The sequence below is a fragment of the Nostoc sp. WHI genome (genome assembly GCF_015714725.1).
Classification (GTDB): Bacteria; Cyanobacteriota; Cyanobacteriia; order Cyanobacteriales; family Nostocaceae; genus Nostoc.
Genome location: NZ_WBKM01000285.1, coordinates 1 through 14,075 on the forward strand (window position 1 = coordinate 1; position 14,075 = coordinate 14,075).

Annotated in this window: 11 protein-coding genes; 10 read left to right on the top strand and 1 reads right to left on the bottom strand. The window is 40.6% G+C overall.

What is annotated here, in order from left to right:
- The first annotated feature begins 393 nt into the window (after nt 1-393).
- From F8S12_RS28920 to F8S12_RS28955, 8 genes are all read left to right on the top strand, one after another.
- On the top strand, nt 394-1,422 hold the full coding sequence (locus tag F8S12_RS28920; RefSeq protein ID WP_196519713.1) for an NAD-dependent epimerase/dehydratase family protein: 1,029 nt from the start codon (nt 394-396) through the stop codon (nt 1,420-1,422).
- An 861-nt stretch (nt 1,423-2,283) separates the two neighbouring features.
- Nucleotides 2,284-3,291, top strand: a complete 1,008-nt coding sequence (locus F8S12_RS28925; protein WP_196519714.1) for a glycosyltransferase family 2 protein — start codon at nt 2,284-2,286, stop codon at nt 3,289-3,291.
- 50 nt (nt 3,292-3,341) lie between these two features.
- Nucleotides 3,342-4,193, top strand: coding sequence for a phytanoyl-CoA dioxygenase (locus F8S12_RS28930; protein ID WP_196519715.1), 852 nt, complete (start codon nt 3,342-3,344; stop codon nt 4,191-4,193).
- A gap of 76 nt (nt 4,194-4,269) precedes the next feature.
- Nucleotides 4,270-4,827, top strand: a complete 558-nt coding sequence (gene rfbC, locus F8S12_RS28935) for a dTDP-4-dehydrorhamnose 3,5-epimerase (protein ID WP_196519716.1) — start codon at nt 4,270-4,272, stop codon at nt 4,825-4,827.
- A 191-nt stretch (nt 4,828-5,018) separates the two neighbouring features.
- A complete protein-coding gene (locus tag F8S12_RS28940; protein ID WP_196519717.1) occupies nt 5,019-6,332 on the top strand; it encodes an NAD(P)H-dependent oxidoreductase in 1,314 nt (437 codons plus the stop codon).
- Nucleotides 6,333-6,620: 288 nt separating this feature from the next.
- Complete coding sequence (locus F8S12_RS28945) at nt 6,621-7,721, top strand: glycosyltransferase (RefSeq protein ID WP_196519718.1); 1,101 nt, start codon at nt 6,621-6,623, stop codon at nt 7,719-7,721.
- Nucleotides 7,722-7,870: 149 nt separating this feature from the next.
- Complete coding sequence (locus F8S12_RS28950; protein ID WP_196519719.1) at nt 7,871-10,099, top strand: GumC family protein; 2,229 nt, start codon at nt 7,871-7,873, stop codon at nt 10,097-10,099.
- Between the two features lie 86 nt (nt 10,100-10,185).
- On the top strand, nt 10,186-11,151 hold the full coding sequence (locus F8S12_RS28955; protein WP_196519720.1) for an acetamidase/formamidase family protein: 966 nt from the start codon (nt 10,186-10,188) through the stop codon (nt 11,149-11,151).
- Between the two features lie 981 nt (nt 11,152-12,132).
- On the opposite strand, the gene F8S12_RS28960 is transcribed toward F8S12_RS28955, so the two are convergent.
- Nucleotides 12,133-12,714 carry an NADPH-dependent FMN reductase gene (locus tag F8S12_RS28960; protein WP_196519721.1) on the bottom strand — a complete coding sequence of 194 codons (582 nt, stop codon included), beginning with the start codon at nt 12,712-12,714 and terminating at the stop codon, nt 12,133-12,135.
- Between the two features lie 566 nt (nt 12,715-13,280).
- Between F8S12_RS28960 and F8S12_RS41800 the strand changes: the two genes are divergently transcribed.
- Nucleotides 13,281-13,577 carry a transposase gene (locus F8S12_RS41800; RefSeq protein ID WP_196519722.1) on the top strand — a complete coding sequence of 99 codons (297 nt, stop codon included), beginning with the start codon at nt 13,281-13,283 and terminating at the stop codon, nt 13,575-13,577.
- The gene (locus F8S12_RS41805; RefSeq protein WP_196519723.1) at nt 13,564-13,872 is read left to right on the top strand and encodes a transposase; all 309 of its coding nucleotides are present in this window, start codon (nt 13,564-13,566) and stop codon (nt 13,870-13,872) included. The genes F8S12_RS41800 and F8S12_RS41805 overlap by 14 nt, the downstream gene beginning before the upstream one ends.
- Nucleotides 13,873-14,075: the final 203 nt, after the last annotated feature.

Consider the following 14,075-nt stretch of genomic DNA (forward strand, 5'->3'; position numbering starts at 1 on the left):
TTAAACAACCCCACCCCCAACCCCTCCCCGCAGGCGGGGAGGGGAGACAAAGCACAGCTTTGGCGGGGTGGGGTTCTCCGGGTTTAATAAGTAATCAAGCGGACATAATATTTAGTCGGCAAACTATGTAATGAATGTTAGCCGTATCGATATATATAGCACTTCTGGTTTGAGTCCAATGACCTAACCCCCAACCCCTTCCCTACAAGGGAAGGGGAGTAAGATTCAAAGCCTCTCTCCTCTTAGGAGAGAGGTTTGGAGAGAGGTTATTTGCTTGCATACAAACGAAAAATATAGCGGTTCCCTCTTAGATGCAACACCCTATAGGGCGAATATTCGTGTACCCCTACCAAACGAAGAATTTAACTCATCAATACAAAGACATTAACCACAATGAAAATATTAGTAACTGGAACAGAAGGCTATCTAGGTTCATTATTACCTTCTCTATTAATTGAACGGGGGCATGAAGTTATCGGTCTAGATACCGGTTTCTATAAAGTTGGTTGGCTGTACAACGCTAATGCGGTGACACCCAAAACCCTCAACAAAGATATCCGCAACATCACCCCTGATGACTTGGAAGGTGTTGAAGCAATAGTTCACATGGCGGAACTCTCCAACGACCCCGCCGGACAATTAGCACCTAATATTACATACGAAATTAATCATGTAGGTTCAGTTCGCCTAGCTAGTCTGGCTAAGGCTATGGGTGTGCGCCGTTTTGTATATATGTCTTCGTGCAGCGTCTACGGTGTTGCTACCGCAGATGATGTCACAGAAGAATCCCCAATTAATCCCCAAACAGCCTACGCAGAATGTAAAACCCTCGTAGAAAGAGATGTCAGACCACTCGCTGACGATGACTTCTCTCCCACCTTTATGCGGAATGCTACAGCCTTTGGTGCTTCCCCCAGGATGCGCTTTGATATTGTTTTAAACAACTTGGCAGGATTGGCATGGACTAGCAAACAAATCAAAATGACCAGTGATGGTACACCCTGGCGTCCATTAGTCCACGCACTGGATATTTGCAAGGCAATAGTCTGCGCTTTAGAAGCACCACGGGACATTGTACATAACCAAATCTTCAACGTGGGAGATACAGCAAACAACTATCGCGTCAAAGAAATCGCGGAAATTATTGCTGATATTTTCCCAGATTGTAAATTGTCCTTTGGTGACAACGGCTCAGATAACCGCAGCTATCGGGTATCCTTCGAGAAAATCAATACAATCCTACCCGGATTTAAGTGTGATTGGAATGCCCGACTTGGTGCCCAGCAGCTATTTGATTTATTCAGTCAAATAGATATGGCTGAAGATACTTTCTTATTTAGAGGATTTACCCGGTTGAAGCAGCTAGAGTATCTGATTCGTACCGAGCAAATTGACAAAGATTTCTTCTGGAATAAAAAGTAGTTAGAGTTAGCTATTAGTGTGTAAATAAAAACTTCAAACATAAAAGTTTTTCGTAGTTTGTGCTTTAGTACTAAGGTGCTAACTACGAACCTATTAAATCAAAATTTACATACTAATAGCACTACAAAAACATTTTTTTGGACTTATTTAATCCATCAAATTATTTGCAATCAGTGCGTTGAAATTTATGGCGATCGCAAAATATCGGTCGAGTAGTCAACCTCTGCACAAAACCTTTGTTTATAAAAGATAAAATCCGTGATACCAATACCTTTGCCAATTTACGAGGGTGAGTTGATATCTGAACTCCCTTTTCTCTGAGGCTTGGCAAAAACAATAAGTCCTAAAAATTCCTTCAAGGTTTCCCACAAGGTTTTTTAACGTATTGTCCGTAGTATCAAGGGTTTGATATTCCAAGCTACCTTATAAGCTAAACGCTTATGTATGGGTCATTTTGCCATTTTTGCCCAAATTTTTGTTGGCTCTTATTTTGGCAAAGGTATTGTGATACAAAACCAGATTCTAATTTTGTCCTGGAATATCAAGGAGAGAATTATGGAAAAAATGGCATTTATTGGCGAGTTGTATGGACAGTTTTTAGTGGCGATTACTGAAGTAAAATTTATCCATGTTCTATTCCGGATAAGCTTTTCATCGCCTCGTAATTACTAAATAGAAGCAGAAAAATGCTTCTTATTACTAATTGTTTTAATAATAAACAATATCTAAAGGGTAATTAAAAAGCCTATCTTCCATAAATTTTTTGCGATTAAAGTACAAGAAATCAGACTAAAAAACAGCTTGCTGATTACTAAGCTGATGTTAATACTGATTCTTATTAACTACAAATTTGAGCCTAATATGAATAAATTGCTTACCATCGCCATTCCAACATTCAATCGTGCCCAGCTTTTAGATATACAACTTACTTGGTTAGCTAAAGCTATTAAAGGCTTTGAGTCTGACTGTGAAATCTTTATTTCTGATAACTGTTCTACAGATAATACTCAAGAAATAATTAAAAAGTGGCAGATAATTCTTAGCAATGTCACATTTACTTCAAACATAAATAACAAAAATATAGGCGTAATGGGTAATATTGCCTGTTGTTTGAAAGCTGCAAATAGCAAATATGTTTGGACAATTGGTGATGATGACCCAATTCAAGATAGAGCCATTACTTATGTGATTAGCAAACTCAAGCAACATGAAGATTTATCATTATTGTTCCTCAACTTTTCTGGTCGGAACCAAATTACTGGTGAACCAGTTCATCCACCAACAATTGTTGGTAATCGCTGGTTTGATGTTGATAGTGAAGATGGTGATGGTGATGGTAAAGCCATATTTGAACATTGTTTCTCCAAAAGTGTCGGCGCAGTTATTTTTCTGAGTGCTACAGTTTACCGCACTGACTTAATAAAACGCGCTCTACAAAGCTGGCCAGATGCTGAGAATAACTGGATATCTTTAGCATATTTAGCCGGATATTGTGCTGCTAATGGTATTGTAATTGTCACTAAAGAGACTTATTTAGAATGTATTGTGGGTGTGAGTTATTGGCAGAAAGAACCAAAGTCTGCACTGTTAATGCAATACAAACACATACCCGAAGTGATTTTAAAGTTGGAGAAAAGTGGATATTCTAAGCAGTTTTGCAGGCGGATGATTTTGCAGAACCGTAAAGAAGTCAGCTTGAAAGTTTTCTTAGGTGCTTTAAGAAGATGGCCTATGTCCGCCATCAAGACAGTAGTTCCATTTTTGACTTTAGTCAGCTTATGTGCTTTTGATCTGATGGTTTCTAAAGAGTTTGGGTTAGCAGAATCAAGTGAAATATCTACTCAAGAAGTACGGCTCTACAAACCATAAGCTACTAAATTTATGATAAATACACATCAAAACTAGCAGGTATTAAGGTCATGTTTAGTGCAATTAAAAGCAAAATAGCTACACTGTTTTCTGACTTTAAATACTATGTAGCTCGTTGGAAGCATAGCAGAAATCTGCCAGTATTGGAAGGATGCGATCGCAACATCCTGAATGCTCTCAAAAAAGACGGCGTTTGCGTCACAACACTGGCAGATTTAGGGTTAAACTCTAGCTCCGAACTGCTCAATGCTGCTTACCATCAATTGTCTCAGATGGAAAACCCCAACAACGACCATCTAGATGAAAAGTTGCCCCAAATTTCCACAGTTACAGGTTTACCAGAATTTTATACCTGGGCGAGAGAGAAAAGACTTCTCAACATCATCGAAAATTATATTGGTCTTCCTATTGCTTTTCATGGTGTACATTTACGCAAAGATTTCAACAATAAACATCAGTTTGGAACGCTGCTATGGCATAGCGATTCAGAAGACCGCCGCATTATCAAAATCTTTATTTACTTGAATGATGTAGAAGAACAAACTGGGCCTTTTGAATACATTCCCCGCTCTTTAACTTCCTTATTTAGTTGGAATTATTTTCGACTTTACTACAAACTTTGGAAGTCGGGCTATATGGGTATCGACGATGAAGAAGTAAAATCAGTCATCCCTAAATCAGCTTGGAAATCCTGCCCAGGCCCAGCAGGTACAGTCATTATTGTAGATACGAAAAATGTTTTGCATCATGGCACAGTCCGCACAGAAGACCGATTAGCGCTATTCTTTTGTTACACCGCTAACCCCCCCGAACGGCCAGACCTCTGTACCCAATACTGGGATGATACCTATCCCAGAGCAGAGTTACGTTGTTCATCAGATGCAGTTAAAGTGCTGACTTAGTACCCTTTAATAGGTTATTAAATCCACGTTCATTACTGTTATTTTCTCTACTCAACATTCATCTAAAAGGAATTATATGATTTTTACCGAAACCGCGCTCAAAGACGCATTCATTATTGACTTAGAAGAAAAACCAGACCACCGTGGTTTTTTTGCTCGGTCTTTCTGCGCTCAAGAATTTGAGGCACATGGATTAAAGCCAACAGTTGCCCAATGTAACCTGTCTTTTAACTACAAAAAAGGCACTATTCGGGGAATGCATTATCAAGTTCTGCCAGCCGCAGAAACGAAATTAATTCGCTGTACTAAAGGCGCTATCTATGACGTAATTATTGATATGCGTCCTGAATCTCCCACTTTTTTATCACACATTGGTGTAGAACTAACTCCAGAAAACCGCCGCGCTTTGTATGTTCCAGAAATGTTTGCTCACGGCTATCAAGCACTTACAGATGAGACTGAAGTCGTATATCAAGTAGGTGAATTTTACACGCCAGGATATGAGAGAGGTTTACGCTATGACGACCCATTCTTCAACATTGATTGGCCTCTAGATGTAACTGAAATCTCCGAGAAAGATTTAAATTGGCCTTTGTTAAGAATGATGACTGTTGGCGGTACAGCTTCCAGATAATTTCAACTCTCTCTCTGCGCCTCTGCGTGACGCCAGGTGCTTCAAGTCGGCGGAGCCGCCCAACGCACTGGCTCCTCTGCGTGAGGTAAAAAAATGAAAATCCACTTAATAATTAGTTGTAACAAATTATTAAGTACAAAATTATCGAGAATTTGTAACACAACAAACAGTTCCAAAAAGGAGTTTAGTTCATGATTATAATCGATCGCGCCTTACAAACCCGTGCAGCAGCAGGCAATCCCATCAAAGTGGGAATGATTGGGGCTGGTTTTATGGGTCGAGGAATTGCCAACCAAATTGTCAATTCAGTGCCAGGAATGGAATTAGTTGCTATCTCCAATCGCAAAATTGAGGCAGCAAAACAAGCTTATTCGCAAGCAGGAATTGAGAATATTCAAGTTGTTGCAACTGTCAGCGAATTAGAAGATGCGATCGCGAAAGGTAAATATGCAGTCACAGAAGACGCAAAGCTACTGTGTCGGGCTGAGGGCATCGATGCCTTAATCGAAGTCACAGGTGCAGTGGAATTTGGCGCTCACATCGTCATGGAAGCGATCGCTCATTGCAAACACGTGATCATGATGAATGCCGAACTCGACGGCACTATTGGCCCCATCCTGAAAGTGTATGCCGACAAAGCAGGTGTCATTCTCAGCGCTTGTGATGGCGATCAGCCAGGGGTACAAATGAACCTTTACCGCTTTGTCAAAAGCATTGGTTTAACTCCCTTATTGTGCGGTAACATAAAAGGACTCCAAGACCCCTATCGCAATCCCACCACTCAAGAAGGATTTGCTAAACGTTGGGGTCAAAAGTCCCACATGGTGACTAGCTTCGCCGACGGAACCAAAATTTCCTTCGAGCAAGCGATCGTTGCCAATGCCACAGGCATGAAAGTCGCCAAACGGGGAATGTTGGGATATGACTTCAATGGTCATGTCGATGAAATGACCCAGATATATGATGTTGAACAACTCAAGGAACTGGGCGGTATTGTCGATTATGTAGTTGGAGCAAAACCTGGCCCAGGCGTATATGTATTTGCCACTCACGACGACCCCAAGCAACGCCACTATCTGAACTTATACAAATTAGGCGAAGGCCCCCTTTACAGCTTCTATACTCCTTATCACCTCTGTCATTTTGAAGTTCCCCTGTCCGTAGCGCGTGCTGTCCTATTCGGTGATGCCGTCATGTCTCCACTCGCAGGCCCCCTAGTAGATGTTGTCACCACCGCCAAAATCGACCTGAAAGCAGGAGAAACATTAGATGGCATCGGCTACTACATGACCTACGGACAATGTGAAAATTCCGATATCGTCCAACAGCAGAATCTTCTACCAATCGGTTTAGCTGAAGGGTGTCGCCTAAAACGAGATATTTCTAAGGATCAAGTCCTCACATACGCGGATGTAGAATTACCTGAAGGCAGACTTTGCGACCAACTACGAACAGAGCAAAACACTTATTTCGCCCCAGAAAAAATCTTGGTAGCAGTTGGGTAATATCGGTTTCAAAAATATTTGCAACAAATGAATTAGCTGTAGGGGCGTATCGCTTCGGATTCAGATCCCCCCGCCTGCGGCGACCCCCTTAAAAAAGGGGTAAAGAGGAAGGAGAAAAAGCCCCCCTTTTTAAGGGGGGTTGGGGGGATCTCCGAAACTCCTACGAACATATTTGTCGCAATAATTTCGTGAAGAGGATAGGAAGTTATACGGCTGAACCTAAAGTTGTTGATAGTAAATTGCTGGGGAGCGTTCAAACAAACCTGATCGAAACTTTAGGTTAAATTGATGAAAATTGCTCTAGTCCATGATTATTTAACCCAGCGTGGTGGGGCAGAGCGTGTGTTTGAACTGCTTTGTAGACGCTATCCCGAAGCAGATATTTTCACATCTTTGTACGATCCACAAAAAACTATTGATTTAGGCGATCGCATAGTTAATACAACTTTCTTGCAAAAGATTCCCTATGCAGCAAAATATTTCAGGTCGATGGCTCCGCTATATTTTCCTGCTTTTCGTTCCTTGGATTTGCAAGACTACGATTTAATTATTAGCAGTAGCACCAGCTTCGCCAAAGCAGTGCGAAAAAACCCCAATGCCCACCACATTTGTTTTTGCCATAATGTCACCCGTTTTTTATGGGATACAGCAACTTATTTAAGAGAGTATGGAGACTATAGATATTTCGCTCCTTTAATCGAACAAGTATTCCAAGTAATGAGAAAGGTAGACCTGAAATATGCACAGGAACCTGACCTATACATTGCCAATTCTAGTGTTGTTGCCCGCCGTATTGAAAATATTTATGGCAAAAAGGCAATGATGGTGAACTATCCCATTGATACTAGTAAATTTGTTTTCTCAGATATAAAAGATGAATATTATCTTGCTTCCGCCCGGATGATCAGTTATAAGCGTCTTGATATAATAGTCGAAGCTTTTAATTGGCTGGGATGGCGATTATTAATATCAGGTGATGGGCCAGAACAAGCAAGGTTAAAATCCAAAGCATTACAAAATATTGAGTTCTTGGGACACGTAAGTGATAGAACCCGCAAAGACTTGTTTTCCAAAGCCAAGTCTATTATTGTCGCTGCTTTGGAAGACTATGGATTAGTTCCAGTAGAGGCTAATGCTAGTGGCACACCAGTCATCGCCTATGGAGCAGGTGGAGTATTAGATACTCAAATACCAGGTGAAACAGGAGTCTTTTTCAAAAGACAAACACCCGAATCTCTACAAATTGCATTACTAGAGGCGAAGGGCATTTCCTGGGATTACGATCGCATCCGTAATCATGCAGTAGCAAACTTTTCAGAGAATGCATTCTTTGGTAAAGTTGAGCAAATTATTAACCAAGTTTGTGGTGTGCATCAATTATTCATTTGATTTCTTAATCCCTTCCTACTATAAGAATACCTATTTATTTTTCTCTCTCCTCTTCGGTGGGTTGTTAAAAAAATAGGTATTCTTCGGAGTCTCTCTTAGTGTAAATCTCGTTGGCGCAGCCTTTCGTAGAAAAGACAAGGATAATAAAAGTGGTTCAAACTAGTCTAAATCCTCATATAACTCCAGCTTCGGAAAATGAACCAAGTTACGGACAATTGTTTGCCGTATTTGTGCGGAGATTTCCTTGGTTCTTAATAGTATTTATTAGTTCTCTTGCTATTGCAGGCATGGTAACTTTTAAAACGAAACCTACTTATAAAAGTTCGATGCAACTATTAGTAGAACCTAACTATCAAGGTAAGACAAAAGGTGCTGATTTAGACAACCAGTTTACCGATTCTAATGTTGTGATAGATACAGCTACCCAGCTTAACTTGATGCAAAGTTCGGGACTTATCCAAAAAGCAGTTGATAAACTTCAATCTGATTATCCAGACATAAGTACAGCTGAAATTAAAGCTTCTTTGGTCTTAACTCAATTAAGGAGCAAAGAAGATAATATCGCTATTAAAATCTTTCAAGTTGAATACACTGCTGGAGATCCAGAAAAGACACAAAAAATTCTGAGTGCAATTCGACAAGTTTATGTAGAATATAACAAACAACAACAGAATTCGCGTTTACAAAAAGGTTTACAAATTATCAGAGAACAGTTAAGTAAAGCTAGTGAAGAAGTAAACGCGGCTGAAACAAATTTACAAAGGTTTCGGAGAAATCAGAACTTAATTGATCCAGAGTCACAGGCCAAAGCAATTGAGACAGCTTTGAACAATATTGCTCAAGAACGACAGACAACTCGCGCTCAATATGGGGAAACCTTAGCACGTCAAAAATCTTTGGAAGAACAACTAAACCGTTCTCCCCAAAATGCTTTAGTTGCTTCTCGTCTAAGTCAGTCTACTCGCTATCAAAGCTTACTGAACGAAATCCAAAAAACCGAACTGGCATTAGCACAGGAACGCTTACGCTTTACAGATGAAACTCCGAGTGTGCAAAAGTTCAAAGAACAACTTCAAAGCCAGAAGGAATTATTGCAACAAGAAGTAGGAAGAGCTTTAGGCGGAAAATCTGCCGGTGCATTCACTTCCAAAGATTCTCTCCTCGAAAAAGGACAGCTCGGTGAAATTGATCTCAGCCTTGCCGGTCAGCTAGTAGAAACCCAGACCAATATAGTTGCTTTAACTGCTCGCGATCAAACTTTGGCCCAGAAAGAAAACGAGCTGCGTTTTGAAATCAAACGTTTTCCGCCTCTGTTGGCTTATTACAATCGGATGCTACCACAGTTGCAATTTAGTCGTGAAAGATTAGAGCAGCTTTTAAGAGCAGAACAGCAATTGCGGCAAGAACTTTCCAAGGGTGGATTTAATTGGGAAGTTGTAGAAGATCCCCAAATAGGCGCACAATTAGGCCCCAATCTTCAACAGAACTTGCTGTTAGGTGCTGTGGTTGGGTTCATGTTAGGAGGCATTGCTGCTTTTATTCGGGAATCGGCTGATGATGCAGTTCACACCACTGCTGAATTAGAGAAGCAAATGGCCATGCCGTTGTTGGGAACAACTCCCAAATTACCACCAGCCAAACCCAAAGAATCAATGATCAAGTTGCCTTTTGGCAAGCCAGAAGTTCTCGCCCCCTGGACAATTCAGGTATTGCAATCTCCACCGCGTTGGGAATCGTTGGATCTGATTTACAAAAACATTGAACTTTTAAATACTGTCACTAACTTGAAATCTTTGATGATTACCTCAGCTTTACCAGATGAGGGTAAGTCAGCTTTGGCGTTGGGTCTAGCAATGAGTGCTGCTCGTTTACACAAAAGGGTATTGCTGATTGATGCCAACCTACGCGATCCCAGTGTACACGAACAGCTAAATCTTCCTAATGAACAGGGGCTTTCAACTCTACTCGCTAGTGATGCAACTTTACCCAACCAGATTAGTATTCAATACTCAGGGTCAGCCTACATCGATATTTTGACCGCCGGCCCAAAACCTGCTGACCCAGCTAATCTATTGAGTTCCCCTCGGATGATGCAATTGATGGCAGCATTTGAGGAAAACTATGATTTGGTACTCATAGATGCTTCGCCGGTTCTCGGCTTGGTGGATGCTATGCTTACGGCATCGTCTTGTCGTAGCGTGGTCATGGTAGCAAGCATTGGTATTGTAACGCGAAGCCAGCTTAATCAAGCGACAGCCATGCTGAGTAAGTTAAACCTGATTGGAGTTGTCGCTAACGGCGTATCAAACTCTAGCAGTAATTACGTACCTTATATCAAACAACAGCAATTAGCCTTGCGACAAGTTGTGGAAAAATAGCTAAGTAGATTGGGCATACAGTACGCCAGTTTCCACGACTGGCTTCTGTATTGCACACAACTAAAACAGCTATAGCAACAACAGCGATGACTCACTACATTTTAAAAGCCTCAAAAGAAACCGTGCATCTGGGTGGTTTTTCTCATCTGCTAGAACCAGCACTTACGATTAATTCTGGCGACACTGTTGACGTAGAAACTTATAGTGGTTACTACGTTTACGACAAAGCACCACCAGAGTTTCTCACACCAGAATTTATTGACATCTGCCAAAATCTTCTACCAGAACGCAAAGTTGCTGGGGGGCCGCATTTACTCACAGGGCCAATTTATGTGCAGGATGCAGAACCAGGGGATGTTTTAGAAGTACAATTAGAAGCGATCGCACCTCGTTTACCTATAGGCTTCAATGCAATTCGTACAGGTTGGGGAGCTTTGCCACATCAGTTTCCTCAACCCGCCTTAAGATTCATTCCTCTTGATTTAGTAAACAATATCGCTGAATTTCCGGCGGGTGCTGACATAAAAATTCCCCTCAAACCGTTTTTTGGTATTCTTGGTGTTGCTACCTCAGAAACGTCTCGAACTTCTGTCCCACCAGGCTCTTACGGCGGTAATATCGACAACCGCGAACTACAAGCAGGTTCTCGTTTATTTTTGCCAATTTTCGTACCAGGTGCGTTATTTTCTATTGGTGATGGGCATTCTGCACAGGGAGACGGCGAAGTAAATGTTACCGCCATTGAAACTTCCATGAACGGTAGAATTACCCTGAAACTTCGCAAGGATTTACAACTAACAACACCAATCGCCGAAACTCCAACTCATATCATCACAATGGGCTTTGCTCAAACTTTAGATGAAGCCTTAGAATGGGCTTTAAAAAACATGATTGATTTTCTGGAACGCTTCATCAATTTGTCGCCAGAAGATGCTTATGTATTGTGTAGTTTAGCTGTGAATTTTCATATCACTCAAGTTGTGAACAGTCCCCAGAAGGGTGTGCATGGAATGTTACCTAAATCAATTTTGCCCAAGAATATTAATTTATAATTTGGATCTGACTTGTGTGTACACCATAGCCCAATACCGTTCGGATAAGATCCCCCCGCCTGTGGCGACCCCCTTTTTAAAGGGGTAAAAGAGATATGAGCAAGCCAATTTATCGGGGGTTTGGGGGGATCTCCGCTCAATAAACAAGTTAACTGAACCGTTGCATCATAGCCGAACTCACGGACATATTTGAGCGCTGACTTTATTTGTGCAGCCACAATTTTATAATTATCAGGTATATTTGCTGACTACTTTATCAAAATGCCTAATTGCTTTATCAAAATACCTAATTTCTTTCTCAAAATATCTAATTACTTACTCCAAATGAGCTTTTACTTATTCAAACCCCAGTTTGCTTTCTCATTTTGGTGTTTTCCGCAAGTCAAATAAGCTTTTACTTATTCAAACCCCAGTTTGCTTTCTTATTTCAGTGTTTTCCGCAAGTAAAAGCTCATTCGACTTAAGTCAAATGAGCTTTTACTTATTCAAACCCCAGTTTGCTTTCTCATTTTGGTGTTTTCCGCAAGTCAAATGAGCTTTTACTTATTCAAATCCCAGTTTGCTTTCTTATTTCAGTGTTTTAGGCAAAGCGTAGGTTGGTTGAAGAACCTACTAACCCCGCTCTAACTGCTGCAAGTTTCGAGGTCGTTGTGTAATTTAGTTTAATTTTAAACTTAACTCAAAGCGATCATCCTATTAAAAGGATGTTTTAAAACTGTATTTTGCTCTCATGTTTAGCACACTGATGCTTCTCATTACATGGCTAAAACCTGAATTTTTCCTTGCACTTAAGCCAGTGTAGAACAGCAAAATTATATCTTGCGAGACTTTTAAAACATCCTCTAAACGCAGCGAAATGGAGTGAAGTATCTCGTTATGTACCTAAAGCCTTACGTTCTTCACTCCATTTCATTCAACTCAGAATAAAAAAGTTGTACCTTCTTAGTCATTGCCACGCACCAATACATCACAAAGAATAACTTAGTTGAGCTTTACTAATATTTGTGTTAAGGTATACCCTAACTTTTGAATAGATTCCTGCTGTTTAGCATCTTTTAACGTGCTATCGGTATTAAAGGCTTCGTAAGCCTTAGGTACAGCTATCTGATCAGGAAGTACCAAAACTTTGATGTTTTCCAGAATAGACCGCAGATGAACCAATCCCCGCAGACCACCAAGAGCACCTGGGGAAGCGCTCATAATAGTAGCAACCTTACCTGTAAAAGCAGCCAACGGTGCTTCATTTGGATCTGCTGGACGAGATGCCCAGTCAATGGCATTCTTCAAAACTGCTGTGAGCGAACTGTTATATTCAGGCGAAGCAATCAGCAATCCTTGATGAGCAATCATCAAGTCTTTAAAAGTCCGGGCGTTGGCAGGTAGTCCTTCTTGAGCTTCCAAATCTTCATCAAAAAGAGGTAAGGGCAAATCACGTAGGTCTATATAAGTCACTTCTGCACCTGCTGCCTGAGCGCCAGCTGCCGCGATTTTTACTAATTTTTTGTTGTACGAATCAATACGGGTGCTGCCAGCAAAGGCTAGGATTTTGGGTGTGGATGTCATAGTTGTCGGTTTGATGTGTAAAGATTTGCTAATTCATCTGTATTATCCTATTTTTAGGCGATCGCTTTTGGCTACCTTTAGATTTTCTTTATAAACGCTTTATGTTTTTATCCAGAAAGCAACATCTTGACAGCGAACGCTCGTTTGATTTACAGTTTATACTGGCTTTTTTCGATCAACTCTTAAGGGCGATCGCATCTACATTCCTCTCCCCCACTATACTTAGTTTCAATATTGACGTTTAATTTTTAACAGTATTTTCTCATTAATTATTTAAGATTGCTATATTGCTACCTCTTGTCTCTGATAATAATGATGCAACCTTGGATGAACTGCGTATACTTTTAGAACAAAAAACCGGAGTTTTGATAGGTCGCTCAACCCTAGATAGAATGTTGCGTCTTCTAGACTTAAAACTAAAAAAAAACACTGTACCCCACCGAAAAAGAGACTGAAAGAGTTCAATAGACCTCTTGCATAAATAATTTTTTGTCTCACGCAAAGGCGCAAAGGCGCAAAGAAGAAAGCGAAAAGAAGGACTTTTGCAAGAGGTCTAATTATTAAGGGTGGGATTTTGGAAAACAGTTCAGGGGATTCTAGCTGAAAACCTTATCTTCATTGACGAATCTGGTATTAATTTATCTTTAGTACGATTATTTGCGCGTGCCCCAAAAGGAAAAAGAGCGCGAGGCGAACGTCCTATCAAACGAGGAAGAAACGTCTCCTTAATTGCTGCAATTGGTTTCAAAGGCGTAATTACTCAAATCAGTCTTCTTGGCGCTACAGATGGACTTACCTTTGAGGCATTTGTTTCCCAAAAGTTACTTCCCAAGCTATGGAAAGGGGCAGTTGAAGTCGATTGATAATTGCTCGATTCATAAAGGTAAAGAAATTGAAGCAATGATTCAAGCGGCGGGAGCAAGTCTTATTTATTTACCGCCTTACTCTCCTGATTTTTCACCCATTGAAAACTGTTGGTCAAAAATCAAGAGTATACTACGTTCTATTGGTGCCAGAAATTATCCTTCTTTAGCCAAAGCAATTGAAGAGGCTTTTAATAAAGTCAGGACTTACGCAAACAATAGCCGAAACCTTGATTTTCAGGTAGGGGCAATTCATGAATTGCCCCTACAGCGTGTAGTTTTGCGTAAGTCCTAAAAGTGTCTTTAAAAGATATCCAAGGCTGGTTTACTCATTGTTGTTACTGTACCTCATTAGACTAGGAAACGCTATAGTATAATGAGAAGTAAATCTTTGGATGGCGGGCTTCTAGACAGCTTAGTTGTTCAAAAATCAAACAGGAGTCCTATCGTTGGGTATCTAAGTACTCAAGAAGCAATTTTTATTGCCTTAGTAAGAAA